We start from the raw sequence: 13,812 nt of genomic DNA, 5'->3' as shown, positions 1-13,812 counted from the left end.
GTGGTCGTATGGCGACGGCACGAAGGTCGATCGCAACGCTGCCGGTGGGATCACGCACGAGACCACGAAGGACGGTGCGTCGTTCGACCGGTTCACCGCTGACGGCAAGCCGACGCACGGCACGGTGCCGGGCGCTGACGGGCAGCCTGCGCAGGAAGTCTCGATCAATTACGGTGGGGACGGCAGCAGCACCTGGTCGTACGGTGATGGCACCAAGGTCGATCGGAACGCGCGCGGGGACATCACGCACGAGGTCACCAGTCAGGGTGCGGAGTTCGACCGGTTCACCGCGAACGGCAAGCCCACCCACGGCACGGTTCCCGGCCAGGACGGCAAGCCGGCGCAGCAGGTGGACATCGCCTATCAGCAGGATGGCTCGAGCACCTGGTCGTACGCCGACGGCATGAAGGTGGACCGGAACGCGGCCGGGGCGGTGGTTCGGCAGACCACGCCGGAGGGGACGGTCTACGACGCGTTCAACGGGGCCGGGAAGCCCACCCACGGGACGGTTCCCGGGCAGGGCGGCCAGCCGGCCCAGCAGGTGAACATCGCGTACAACGGGGACGGGTCGAGCGTCTGGAGCTATCAGGGCGACGGTTCGAAGGTCTTCCGGGCCGCCGACGGGGCGGTGACGCGGCAGGAGTTGCGGGACGGCACCGTTTTCGACCAGTTCAACCCGGCGGGCCGGCCGACCCACGGGACGGTGCCGGGGCAGAGCGGCCAGCCGGCTCAGCAGGTCGACATCAGTTACGGCGGCGACGGGTCGAGCATCTGGGCGTACAAGGGTGACGGTTCGAAGGTCTTCCGCAGCCCGGACGGGACCGTGACCCGGCAGGAGTTGCGCGACGGCAGCGTCTTCGACCAGTTCAACCCGGCGGGCCGGCCGACCCACGGGACGGTGCCGGGGCAGAACGGGCAGCCGGCCCAGCAGGTCGACATCAGTTACGGCGCGGACGGGTCGAGCGTCTGGGAGTACAAGGGCGACGGGTCGAAGGTCTACCGGAACCCGGCCGGCGACACCACCCGGCAGGTGTTGAAGGACGGCACGACGTTCGACCAGTTCGACGCGAAGGGCAACCCCACGCACGGCATCGCGCCGGGCCGGAACGGGGAGCCGGCCCAGGAGATCAATATCAAGTACGCGCCGGACGGGTCGAGCACCTGGAAGTACGGCGACGGCACGACCATCCGGCGGGACTCGGCCGGGGTGGTGACGTCGATGCAGACCGGCGGCTGGACGTTCGACAGCTTCGACCCGCAGGGACGTCCGACGCACGGCAGCGAGGACGGCAAGACCAACACCGTCGACATCAAGTATTCCGGTGACGGCTCGAGCGTGTGGACGTACCGCGACGGCACGATCGTCACCCGTAACGCGAACGGCGACGTCGTGCAGATGCAGGCCGACGGATGGGTCTACGACGCGTTCGACCCGCAGGGACGTCCGACGCACGGGTCCAAGGACGGCAAGACCGTCAGCATCTCGTACGGGGCGGACGGGCTCACCACCATCATGTACGACCCCAAGAACGGGGTGGTCACCGACGGCAAGGGCAAGCCGGTGGCGGTCATCGTGGACGGCAAGAGATACGAGTACGCCGTGCAGATCCCGTTGCTCGGCGAGTCGATCAGCGGGGTGCGTAAGCAGCGCGACTCGATCGAGAGCAGCCTGAAGTCGATGGCCAACTTCTTCCAGTCGGTGAACGACTCGTGGAACAGCCCGGCGGGGGACAAGTACGAGGCCCTCACCACTGATCTGAAGAAGCTCACCACGGACACCAACAGCCTGCTCGACGACGCCATCACCGCGATGCAGAAGTCGTACGACAACTATGTCGGGGCCGAGGGCGCGAACCTCAAGAGCATGACCGCCGAGACCCGGACGAAGCAGCACTGAGCCGGGGACAGCCGTCGTGTCCCGCAAAGAGGTCACTCGCGCTGTCCGCGCCGGCGCCACCATCCTGATGAAGGCACAACAGCTGTCGACGGCAGCGCAAGCAAACGGCAGCGCAAGGAAGAGGTTGCGATGGACCACATTCTCGTAACACCGGAAATGATCACCGATGCCGCGGCCAGCTGTGACACCACCGCGACGGAGATCGACGGCGAACTGGCGAACCTGCGGTCGTACGTGGTGCAGCTGCAGGCCATCTGGCACGGTGTCGCGGCCGGGCAGTTCGACATCCTCATGCACGACTTCGACGTGTTCGGCCGGATGCTGCACGACGCGCTCACCGACATCGGCAGCGGCCTGCGGGGCAACTTCCACAACTATGTCGACGCCGAGCAGGCGAACATCAACAGCCTCGTCGCGGTCAACGGGGACATCCCCGGCGCGAACCTCTAGCCCGACGCTGCGAGACAGGAGACTTTCATGCCCGATCCCACCAGTAGCAACCTGCGGGTCCCGGCCGAGCTCGAGATGGCCGGCCAGACCCTCAACGGCAAGGCGGAGGTGATCGTCGACCAGCTCCAGGCCCTGATCGCCAAGCTGGCGCCTCTGCAGGACACGTGGGAGGGCCCGGCGCAGTCGTACTACCAGGGCCTGCAGCAGGAGTGGAACATCGCCGCCGACGGCCTGTTCGGCGAGACCGGGGTGCTCGGCAAGATCGCTTCGGCGATGAACCTGTCGTGGAACAACTACGCCGAGGGCGAGTGGGCCAACGTGCGTACGTGGAAGAAGCCCTGAGGGAGGACCGCATGTCGGACTTGGACCAGATGCTGGAGCAGGCGAAGGCCATTCAGGATCAGATGGCCTCCATGCGGGACCGGCTGTCGGCCACCGAGGTGACCGGCACGGCCGCGAACGGTTCGGTGCGGGTCTCGATGACCGCCGCCGGCAACTTCACCGCCGTACACCTGGATCCGGACCTTCTCGCCGACGCCGGCGCGGAGGAGATGGAGGAGCTGATGCTCGCCGCTCTGCGGGACGCGGGCGAGCAGTTGCGTGAGATGACCGAGCGCCGGATGGGCTCGCTCAACGAGATCTTCCAGTCGATCCCGCAGTAGGCGCGAAGCGAGGGAGCCGACGCCATGCCCACCTATTTCGCCGCGCCGCCGGAGGCGCTGCTGCACCGATTGCTCTTGCGGGCCGCCGGCAGCATGCCCGACGAGTCGCTGGTGCGGGCCCGGGTCGCCCTGGCGGCCGGGGACCCGGCCGGGGCGGCGGCCGTGCTGGCACAGACTCCACCGGTCCTGGATATGGACGACCGACGGCTGCTCGGGACGTACCTGCCGGACGCCCGGCCGGCCGGGTCGCCCGCCGATCCCGCGCCGGAGCACACGTTCACGCCCGCCGACCCGCGGTCCGAGTGGGCGGCGCAGATGCCCCCGGTTCTCGATCTCACGACCGCGCCGGAGCCGCTGCGCGCCGCTGCCGCGGACGCGGTGGACGATGCCGCGACCGCCGCCGCGGCCGGGCTGCGAGGTGCGGTCGGGCTGTGGCGGGCGTGGCGTTCGGACGGCCCGCGGGTGTACGTGCTGGAGCTGGACGCCCCGGTGACCGAGCTGGCCGCCGCGACCGCCGAGGTCATGCGCGCCCTGACCGACGCGGGGGCCGCCGTCGCCCTGGTCGAGACCTACGCGACCGGGACCGGCACGCCCGCCTATCAGCAGCGGGCGAAGCTGTCCGCGGCGTTGCTGTGGGCCCGGGACGCGCTCGTCGGGGTCGAACTGGTCCGCGTGTTCGACTCGGTCGACGCCGAGACCGGGCCGGCTTTCGACGCCGATCACGAGCAGTTGCACGGCCCGGAACGCCGGCGCCTGCTGCGCTATCTCGACTCCGGGGCCGGCGTCCTGGAGACCACCGAACTCATGGTCGACGTCGTCGAACCGGAGCGCGGCGCGGTGGTGCCGATGTCCTACCGAACCGACGGCGACTACGTCTGGACCGACACGGTCGGCTACTACCTCCGCGAGTACGGCCTCGCGCCCGACCCGGACCTGGTGCGCCAGGCCCGGCGCAACGCGTACGTCGTACCGGAGGTCGGCCCGATCGCGGTGCACCGCGCCCTCGCCGAACTGTTCCGTCCGGTCGAGCCGGAACCGGTCTGGACCGCCTGACCCATCGGCTTCGCGAAGGCCCTGCCCGGATCTCCCGGGCAGGGCCTTCGCCGTCAGCAGTCGAAGATGGCGTTGGCGAGCTGCTGCAGGTCGAGCTTGCGGGTGGTTTCCTGCTCGGCCAGCTGCTGCACCGAGTCGACCCACGTGCCCTTCTCGTCGTTGCGCAGGTCGGCGGCGTTCGCCCGGACGTAGGCCGTCGCCTTCTCGAGCCCCTGTTCGAACAGGATGTCCACCGCCCGGATGGCGGTGGCCGCCCCGACGACACTGTGCCCGGAGTCCTGCATGAGGTCGACCCGCAGGTCGGTGCCGAGCTCGCGGCCGGTGTCGCTGAGCAGCATCCGGTTGCGTTCGACCGGTTCCGCGACTTCCTGGAACCGCAGCATGAACTCGGCGTGGGCCGGTTCCTCGAGCACGCTGAGCAACGGGCGGACCGCGGTGAACCACGGGTCGCCGCCGGACTGGGCGAGGATGGTGTCGAGTTGTTCGCGGGCCGTCGGGCTGGCGAGCTGGTCCGGGTACCGCTGCAGCACGTCGAGTTTGTCGTCCGCGTCCGCCGCCAGCAGGAGCTTGCCGATCGCCCGGATCGGTGCGGGCCGGGCCGGACCGCGGCGCTCGGCCGCCGCCGGCACGAACTCCGGCTTGAACATGCTGCCCAGATCCATCAGGGTTTCGTCGCCCTGGATCACCTGCCAGGTGTTGTCGAGCGACATCGAGCCACCGCTCGCGCTCTTGGCGGCGAGGGCGAGGATGCTGAAGCCCGACGACTTGGACAGCGCCCGCAGCGTGCCGTCGACCTCCGCCCTCGTCAGCACGACCGGCTGCTGCCCCTTGAGGCTGAACTGGACGAGCAGCCGCCGCAGGTCCCGGATGGTCTCCGGGCCGGCCGCCTCACCCGGTCGCTGGCTGCCGACGACGACGATCGGGTCGGTGAAGTCCTCGGTGGCCTCGTAGAGGACCTCCCGGAACCCCTGCGGCGGCGGCGGGCCGAGGTAGTAGATCTCCTCGTCGTCCTCCTTCACCGTTCCCGGCGGGAGCCGTACTTCGTCGGTGAGTGGTTGTTCCTTCGCGGTCCGGGACGGCCGGAAGGACAACGACTGCGTCCCCAGCCGGGCCGTCGTCTCGAGGGCCCGGTTCAGGTCGGCGGTCCGCAGGTTCAGTTCCCGCATCGAGTCGTGCGAGGTGTCGCTGCCGCTGTCGCTGCTGGAGTCGCCGAGCTGTTCGCGCAGGGACTGCGCCTCGGTGAGATGGTCCTGGGCGCGTTCGCTGAGGCCGCCGGTGCCCACCGCGGTCTCGATCATGCGCAGGAGATGCGAGGCGGCGGTGGTGAGCACCTCCTGGGCACGATCGAGCGCCGCCCGGGCGCGACCGAGTCCGGTCTCGGCGCGCTGGAAGGGCTCGGTCATGCTGTCGGTACGGGCCTGCGCGTCCTGCGCGGCCCGGCCGGCTCCCGCGAGTTCCCGCCGGGCGATGCCGGCCAGCGCGGCGGCGTCGGTGTCGAGGGACTCCACGGCGCTGGTGAGCGTGCTCGCCGCCGCCTCCGCGCGCACCAGGTTCTGCTGCACGTAGATCAGGGCGTCGTCGAGCTGCCGCCCCGATTCCTGGATGGTGGCCTGGGCCTGCCGGCCCGCCTCGGACACCGAGTCGAGCTGTCCGCTTGCCGTCTGCCACGCCTCGTCGAACGCCTGGTGCAGCCCTTTGACCTGCTGCAGGGTGGTGGCTGCCTGTTCCCGGGCGTCCGTGGTGGCGGCCCGCAGCTGCTCGACCCGGCTCCGGATCGCCGCGATCCGCGGGTTGCCGGGCTGCTTGGCCTGCACCTTCTCGGCCTTGCGCCCGGCTCCGGCGCCGGCCTTGGCGGCGTCCGCGGTGATGGTCGCCGCCTCCTGCGCGTCGGCGTAGGTGCCGGCCGCCCGGCCCTGCATCGTGACCGCGCGCCGCTGCTCGGTGCCGAGGGTCTCCTGCACACCGCCGAGTTGCCCGGCCAGCGTGGTGGTCCGCACGTTGAGCTCGGTGAGCTGGGCGCTCGCCGCGGCGATGTGGCTGATCAGGCCGGCGATGTCGGCGTCGGCGTGGTCGACGGTCAGCCGCAGCGCCCCCAGCGCGGCGCCGGCGGGCTCCGTCTCGTCCGCGTAGACGTAGGTGACCTCGGTGTTCTCGCCCTGCTCGTCGCCGCTGGCGCGGCTGCGCACGTCGAGCACGGCGATCGGCAGCATCAGCAGCTCCTCCTCGTCGTTCAGCGAGAACGGGGCGATGTCGCGGGCCGCCCGGTCGATCAGGTTGGCCTTGATGAGTACGGGGTGCCGGTTCGCGTCGGGCCGGTCGAGATACTGCTGCAGGAAGCCGAACGCGACGTCGTGGGATTTGCTGAAGCTGCGCAGCCCGGTCAGGCGCATCTGGCCGCGGCCGTACTCGGAGAACACCTCGCCGATCCGGCTGCCCTGCTTGCCCGCCATCCAGTCGGCTCGCCACGCCTGTCCGCCCCGGGTGGGCGGGAGGATCGACAGCGTCTCCAGCAACATGTCGTAATGCGCCCGCAGCTCTGGTTCCAGCTCCTTGACCAGTGCCGGGACGGCCGCCTTCAGCTCGGCGCGGAGCGCTTTCTCGTCGCCGCCCGCGACCAACCGCCGCATCAGGTCGCCCACCCGGGGGTGGTCCGTCAACACCGAGGGGATCTCCGCGCCGGCCGGCTGCCGGTCGGTCGCGATGTCGGCGAGCAGCGTGAGATATTGCTCGATCTTGCGCGGCAGCGGGGTGTAGATGAACACGGCGAGCTGCTCGGTGAGCGTGTTCGACGGCGCGACCGCGTTGATGAGGCTGTGGTTCGATCCGGTGTAGGCGGCCAGGGAGAGGTAGTGGCCGGCGGAGAGGCGGCCGTCGAGCTCGTCGGCGGTGATCCCGTGCTGCTCCAGCCACGCCCGCAGCTTCGGATGGTCGGCCGGGGCGGCGGTGCCGGTGGCCAGCGCGTGCATGGCCTCGCGCCGGCCGAGCGCGAAGTTCTGCTGGGCCTCGGTCAGCACCCGCCACCGCTTCGCCACCAGTGCCTCGTACGTCGCGACCGCGGGCGGCGTCGGCATCGCCGGCCCGACCCCCGGTGGCCCGGACATCGGCACCCCGAGCTTGCCGAGCTGGTGGTACATGTCCTCGGCCGATTCGGTGCTGCTGACCTTGACGCCCTTGAGCCCGTCGGCCTCGGCGCCGCGCAGCACGTGGTAGACGAGGCCACCCGGATGGGTCGAGGGGGCGCGCCGGGCGGCAAAGGAGGCGATGACGGCCAGGGCGAAGTTCGCCCGGACGTCGGCGTCCAGGCCCAGCAGGTCGGCCATCTTCAGCAGACGCGCGGTGTCCGCCATGACCGAACCGTCGCGGAAGTCCGCCGTCTGCCAGGAGGCCTGGTCGGTGGCCTGGAACGACCACAGCGGATCGGTCGTCACCGGGTCACGGTCCTCGTCGAACGCCCCGGGCAGCATCGGCGCCGAGGCGTCGCGCACCTTGAGGTGCCGGTCCAGGACGGCCGGGTCCAGACCCAGCCGCTGGGCGGTCTCTGGGTCACCCTCGCTCTCGCCGATGAGATGGGACAGCAGGGAGCTGAACGATCGGGGAGCCTTCAGCGCGGCCCAGGTGATCATGGGGAGGAGGTCGCCGGGACTCCCGGTCTCCAGCCTGGCCTCGATCTGCTCGGCGGTCGCCGGCACGTGATCCGGCACGAACTGGCGCAGCGCCCGGTCCCGGGTCAGGCCGCCGGCGACGAACGTCTTGACGATGCGGTCGGCCACCTCCCGGGTAGCGCGCTGCACCAGGTCCACATTGCCGAGATGATCGGCAAGGGACTGGTCGTACGTGGTGGCGAACTCCTGGTACTCCGGCTCGGACTGTACGGGCCGCCGGGTGTACGGCCGGGTGCCGCCCCACGACTCCAGGGAACTGGTGTCGGCCGGCAGCTGCGGCGCGGGGGTGGGCGTACCGGGTAGCACGGTGCCGAGTGCCTTGGTCTCGGTGTCGCCGGACTCGGTCCTGGTGAACTTGAAGAAGCTGCCGCCGCCGAGCGGGCCGGGCCGCATCCGGCCCTGCTGGTCCAGCGTGCCCCGGGGGGCGATGAAGGTGTGCCCCAGCCCGGAGGTCCACTGGGTGCCGCTGCCGGCGCGCATCTCCGGGACGCCGCCCATCAGCGGGAGGTTCCACAGTTCACCGGCGAGGCCCGACGGCCCGGTGACCTCGGTGGTCTGCGGTCCCACCAGATCGCAGGAGATGACGTCGACCGGCTGGCCGGTGTTCGGGTGCAGCGCGAGGAAACTCGCCACCTGTTCCATCGTGAAACCGTCGTGGCTGTCGAAGACGACCGTGGTGCGGCCGGGCCGCGGCGGGATCGCCTTACCCGCGTCGACCTTCGTCTGGTAGTTCGGCCGGGCCGGGTTGGCGAGGACCATGCCGGCGGTGGTCAGCCGCATCGCCGGCTGGTTGTCGAAGCCGAAGCGCAGCAGGGCGCTGGACGGCACGCCGAGCCGGGTCAGCAGGTCGTAGACGTCGGCGTTGTCGGTCGCCCGGGAGGCCGGCAGGTCCATCCCGACCATCTCGGCGCCGCGCAGCACCTCGTACAGCGAGTGCTCGTCGGTGATGAGCATCCAGGCCATGATGCCGAGCAGGAAGTCGTTGCGCAGTTCGGTGGGGACGCCGAGGAGTTCGAAGAGGGTGAGCATCCGCGAGGTGGTACCGGAGATGCCGGTGATGATGGGGATGCCGGCCCGGCGCATGGAGTTGGGCCAGAGCGCGTCGGCGGACCGGCCCATCGTGAACGTCGCCATGCCGGTCGACCAGGACAGCGGGCGTTCCGGTCCGGCGGTGCCGTCGGCGACCCGGGAGCTGGTCGCGTCCACCGCCTCCTCGTCCGGGGTGTCGAGGCTCGGCTTGAACGGCAGGTTCCCGGTCGTGCGCTGGTAGTCGTCCTCCAGCGGGTGCAGGCCGACGTCCAGGTCCTGGAGCTGCTGCCGGGTCGGCTGGCCGCGCTGGCCCAGGTTGAACCGCGAGGCCGCCCCGCCCGGGACGCGCATCGATCGGTTGTACTGGCTGGCCGACAGGCTGAGGGTGTTGTAGATCGGCGCCGGGGACACGGCGTAGATGTTGCCGAGGGCGAACGGATCGGCGCTGTAGTTGTAGTCCTTGCCGAGCGGCTGGGTGACCTTCTGCAGGAGCGATCGGCTCCAGCTCCGCAACTGGGCGGCATGCCGTTTGACGGCTTCCACGTCCAGTCCGAGGCGGTCCGCCTCGTCCCACTTCTGGCCGGACATGATGTCGAGCAGGACGGCCTTGAAGGTGGTGGCCCCGGACTTGTTGTAGTAGCCGGCGTTGTAGACGGCCGTCATCCACATGCGCAGGTTGCCGTCCTTGAACAGCCCCTCGTCGATCTGCTCGTCGGTCAGGCCCCGGCCGACCTGCCCGGCGCTGGTGGCGTCGTCGGTGACGAAGGCCTGCCGCCAGTCCGCGGCGCTGAGCGCGGACTTCTGGAGCACCTCCCGCAACCGGTCGCGGACCGCCTTCACGGCGTTCTGCACCCCCGGGCGGTGCCACAGGTACGCACCGATGTGGCGCTCGAAGTTGTGCCCGTCCTGCGACCGGCCGGACTCGCTCTGGGTGTCGCTGCCGTCCCACGGGGTCAGCCGCGGGCTCGAGGTGGTGAGCGGCGGCGACGGGGCCTCGGTGAGCGCTCCCTCCGACCCGGAGTCGGCCCGCCCGCTGTCCGAGCTGGTGTCACTGCTCGAATCGGGGCCGAGCTCGGCCCGCAGGACGCGCACGTCGGAGCGGTGGCTCTGGATGAGCTCGTCCAGCTCGGGATAGCGTTTGATCGTCTTGTTGAGGGACTGCACCGCCCGGTCCAGTGTCTGCTGGGCCCGGCTCAGCGAGGTGGCCGCGTCCTTGACGGCCGGTACCGCCCGGGCCCGGCTGTCCTCCGCCTGAACGGACTTGTCCTTGGCGTCCTTGGTCTGCCGCGCCGCCTCGGCCTGGCCCTGGGCGGCGACCCGCGCCCCCGTGCGGTCGTCCGCGGCGGAGCCGGTGCTCAGCGCGGCGAGGTCCACGCTCATCGCCTCGATGGCCCGGTCGGTGGCCTCGATGTTCCGCTGGACGTACTGCAGTGCCTCGTCCAGGGCCTGCTCCACGTCGGCGATCTCGGCCTTGGCCGTGCTGCGTGTGCGGTCCACCTCGCGCAGACCGGCGCGGACGATGTCGAACTGTTTGACCGCCGCGTTGATCCGGCCCTGGTAGGACTCCATCTTCAGCTTGATCTCGACCGTCTGGGCCTGCATCTGAAGGAGTCGGTCCACGACGCCGCTGAGGTTGTCCTCCTGCCCCGGGTCGGCGGCACGGAGCCGCTCGACCTTCGCGTGGGCCTTGCCGAGCCCGGCCTCCGCCTTGCCGAGGGTGCGGCCGGTCGCCTTCGCCGTCGAACGGGCCGAGCCGGCCTCCACTCGCGAGTCCCGGTAGTTCTTGCGGGCGGTGGCCGCACCGGTCCCGCTCGTCTTGAGCTCCTCGATCAGACTGTTGGTCTTGAGCTTGACCGTGACGATCTGGTCGTAGGTGTCGCGCAGGCCCGCGCGCATGGCCGAGCTCTCCTGCACCGCGTAGTCCCGGTTGGCCGGGAAAGTGCCCCGGGCGAGCCCCCCGGGCGCGGTCTCGGTGGCCTGGATGTACTCGATGTCGCCCTCGGTACGGCGCGCCGTCTCCTCGAAGGCCGAGGTCGACAGCAGCAGCCGTTCGTTCTCCGTCGTGACGTCGGAGAACGGCGTCAGGTCGCGGGCGCTGAAGCCGGACAGCTTCAACTCCAGGAGCACCGGCCAGTTGGTTCGCGAGGCGCGGTACTCGCTCAGGAACTGCTCGGCCGTCTGCCGGTCGACGCTGGTGCTGCGCAGGCCGGGCAGCAGAATCTTCCGGCCGCTGCTCGAGTACTCCGAGTACGGGCCGCCGAAACGCCAGTCCCCGCGCCAGGTCGTCTCGGACTGCAGCGTCGGCGGGATGATCTGCAGCGCGTCCACCACCATGTCGTAGTGGGCGCGCAGCTCCGGTCCCAACTCCGTGGCCAGTTCCCGGCCGCGGGCCTGCATCTGGGCCCAGATCGCCCACTGGGCGCTGGTGGACGCCCCGTACAGCCGAGCCGACAGCGTCCGCAGGGCCTGGTCGTCGCGGACGAGCGAGGGGATCTCGTGCAGGTTCCCCTCGACGTGCTCGTCGTAGAGGCTCGACACGGACTTCGCGATGGCGAGGGAGAGTGTCGGGTCTACCAGGCCGGTCGACGGCGCCACCGCGTTGATCAGGCTGTGGTTCGACCCGGTGTACGCCGAGATCGCCAGCAGGTGCGCGGCGGTCAGATGGGTGTCGAGCAGCACCGGGTCCGCGCCCACCCGGTCGAACCAGTCCCGCAGTTCCGGCGGCAGGGCGGTCTTCGGCCCACCGTCGGCGTACGCGGCGATGTGCTGCTTGATCTGGTCGACCACCTGCAACCGGTGCGCATCGACCGCCCGGAACACCCCGTCACCGATCAGCCGCAGATAGGCCGACTCGTGCGGGAGCATCAGCATGCCGGCCAGGCCGAGCCCGAACCGGGGCACGTTCAGCCGGCCCAACTGGTGATAGACCTCTTCCGGCGACTTGGTGCCGGCCACCGACACCGGCGCGCCGCTGTGCTCGCCGGCCCGCAGCACCTGGTAGAGCCGGGTCGCGCCGGTCGGGGCGGTGGCGGCGACGGCGAGCAGGAAGTCCCCGCGGCTCGGGGCGTCGAGGCCGAGCCAGTCGTAGAGGCGCATGAGCCGGGCCGCATGGTCGAGCGCGGCGGTGTCCGAGGACCCGAACCAGCCGGGGTGGCTCAGGTTCGTCTCGCCGAACGGTTGCCGGGTCAGGTCGGTGCGGTCGAACGTGCCGGGCATCGGCGGGGTCTGCTGAGCGAAGACGCTCATGGCCTGGCCGTCCAGGCCGAGGCCGTCGGCGGTGGGCCAACTCCCGTCGGTGAAGATCTGCGCGGCCAGGTGGGTGAAATCGGCGTTCGATCCGGCCACCCCGTCACCGATCGCGGTCTGGACGGCCGTCATCATGCGCTGCGGGCTGCCGGTACCGAGCGCCTCCTCGAGCTCGCGGGCCACCGCGCCGTACTCCGGGTGGGTGGCCGCCGCGGCCCCCATGACATCGGCCAGGCGCTGGGTGAACTGCCGGGCGCCGGTCTGCACCCGGGGCAGGTCCAGCAGGTACGGGCTGAGCGCCGCGTCGAACTCGGTGGCCATCAGCTCGTACGTCGGGGTCTCGGTGACCGGCCGGGCGTCGTACGGCCGCGGGGCGTACCACGACGTCCACCGGCCCGGCCGGGCGCCGGTGATCTCCTGCGCCGTCACCTCCGGGGTGCCCGGCAGCATGCTGGTGCCGAGGTCGGTGACGTCGGTGTCGGCGGGCGCGGCCGGCCTGCCGTTCGCCGGTCGCGGGGTGCGGAACGCGAAGAACGACGCGCCGTCGGTACCCGGCCGCCGGGGCCGCATCAGGCCGTCGGCGTGCGCGGTGCTGCCACCGGCGATGACGTGCCCCAGCGGTGAGGTCGACACGAGGCCGCTGCCCGCGCGCACCTCGGTGCCCAGCAGTGGTTCCTGCCGGGACAGCCGCGCCGCCTCGGAGTCGCGCCGCGCGGCCGGGTCCAAGCCGACCGGGCCGGCCGCGTCGCACAGGATCACGTCGATCGGGCGGCCGAAACGAGGGTCGAGCGCGATGAGCGCGGCGATGTCGGCGAGCGGGATCTGGTTGTCGCGGTGCATGAAGACGCGCAACCGGTTCGGGTCCACCGGGAAGTTCAGCGCCGCGCGCACGGTGGCGGCGTACTCCGGGGACGCCGGGTCGGCGGCGATCAGACCGGCCGGCACCCGGCGGACCGTCTCGAGGCCGGCGCTTCCCGGGCCGGTGAGCGGGGCGAACCGGATGCCGGCCGGCTCGGCCGGCAGCGTGGCGACGGTCAGCTCGGCCCCGTCGAGGCCGGTCAGGGCGTGTCCGTCGGGGTCGCGCAGCACGAGGAAACGGCTGGTCAGCCCGCTCGTCGTGGTCACCTCGACGAGGGCCCGCTCGCCGTCGGCCATGGTGCTCAGCTGGCGGTGCAGGCCGGAGTAGCCGTCGGGCACGTCGAGCATCCGGCGCGGGGTGTCGTCCAGCACGTCGCGCACCGCCGTGCCGGCGTGGCGGGCCTGCACGATCGCCGGGGGCAGCCCGAGCGTCAGCCCACCCCCGGGGGCCGGGCGGGGCGGAGCCAGCAGGCCGGGTCCGCGGACCTCGGCGAGCGAGCGGCCGAAGCGGTCGGTGAACGCGCCGGTCGTGCGCACCTCGGCGTCGACGTGCGAGTCCATCAGGTGGTTGGCGGGCCGCACCAGCACGGCCGGCTCGCCGGCGCCGTCGAACGGCGTCACCCGGGGGCCGTCGAGCGCCAGCGCGGCCGGGCCGCGGACGAGCACCGGCACACCGAGCTGGTCGGCGCGGTGGGCGGCGGCCTCCAGCCCCGGTGCCGGATCCAGCGGTACGTGCACCATCCGCGCCACGACGTCCAGCGGCTGGCTGCGCAGCGAGTCGCCGACCAGACCGCTGCCGAGCGCCGACTCGTCGACGTGGACCTGGTGCACGCCGGGCAGGTACGGGGCGTTCAGCACCGCCTCCGGTACGGGCGACCCGTCGAGGCTGAGCCACTGTCCCGAGGGGATCCAGGTGGTGACGAACTCGATGCAGTCCAGCGCGGCGGTGTTCAAC

6 protein-coding genes are annotated in these 13,812 nt (G+C 71.3%); 5 read left to right on the top strand and 1 reads right to left on the bottom strand.

Annotation, left to right across the window (positions count from 1 at the left end; all coding sequences use genetic code 11):
- From Afe05nite_RS35480 to Afe05nite_RS35460, 5 genes are all read left to right on the top strand, one after another.
- Nucleotides 1–1,897: hypothetical protein (locus Afe05nite_RS35480; RefSeq protein ID WP_203821675.1), on the top strand; the 1,897-nt coding region annotated here is incomplete at its 5' end.
- A gap of 129 nt (nt 1,898–2,026) precedes the next feature.
- A complete protein-coding gene (locus tag Afe05nite_RS35475; protein ID WP_203821674.1) occupies nt 2,027–2,347 on the top strand; it encodes a WXG100 family type VII secretion target in 321 nt (106 codons plus the stop codon).
- Between the two features lie 27 nt (nt 2,348–2,374).
- Nucleotides 2,375–2,689 (top strand): WXG100 family type VII secretion target, encoded by a 315-nt coding sequence (locus Afe05nite_RS35470; RefSeq protein ID WP_203821673.1) that lies wholly within the window; start codon nt 2,375–2,377, stop codon nt 2,687–2,689.
- A gap of 11 nt (nt 2,690–2,700) precedes the next feature.
- On the top strand, nt 2,701–3,009 hold the full coding sequence (locus tag Afe05nite_RS35465; RefSeq protein WP_203821672.1) for a YbaB/EbfC family nucleoid-associated protein: 309 nt from the start codon (nt 2,701–2,703) through the stop codon (nt 3,007–3,009).
- A gap of 24 nt (nt 3,010–3,033) precedes the next feature.
- Nucleotides 3,034–4,062 (top strand): hypothetical protein, encoded by a 1,029-nt coding sequence (locus Afe05nite_RS35460; protein ID WP_203821671.1) that lies wholly within the window; start codon nt 3,034–3,036, stop codon nt 4,060–4,062.
- 53 nt (nt 4,063–4,115) lie between these two features.
- Here Afe05nite_RS35460 and Afe05nite_RS35455 read toward each other — a convergent pair whose 3' ends face one another.
- Nucleotides 4,116–13,811 (bottom strand): hypothetical protein, encoded by a 9,696-nt coding sequence (locus tag Afe05nite_RS35455; RefSeq protein WP_203821670.1) that lies wholly within the window; start codon nt 13,809–13,811, stop codon nt 4,116–4,118.
- Nucleotide 13,812 lies beyond the last annotated feature (1 nt).

The organism is Paractinoplanes ferrugineus (genome assembly GCF_016862195.1).
In the GTDB taxonomy this organism is placed as follows: domain Bacteria; phylum Actinomycetota; class Actinomycetes; order Mycobacteriales; family Micromonosporaceae; genus Actinoplanes; species Actinoplanes ferrugineus.
The sequence above is the reverse complement of the archived record's forward strand: the minus strand, read 5'-3'. Positions and strand labels throughout refer to the sequence as shown.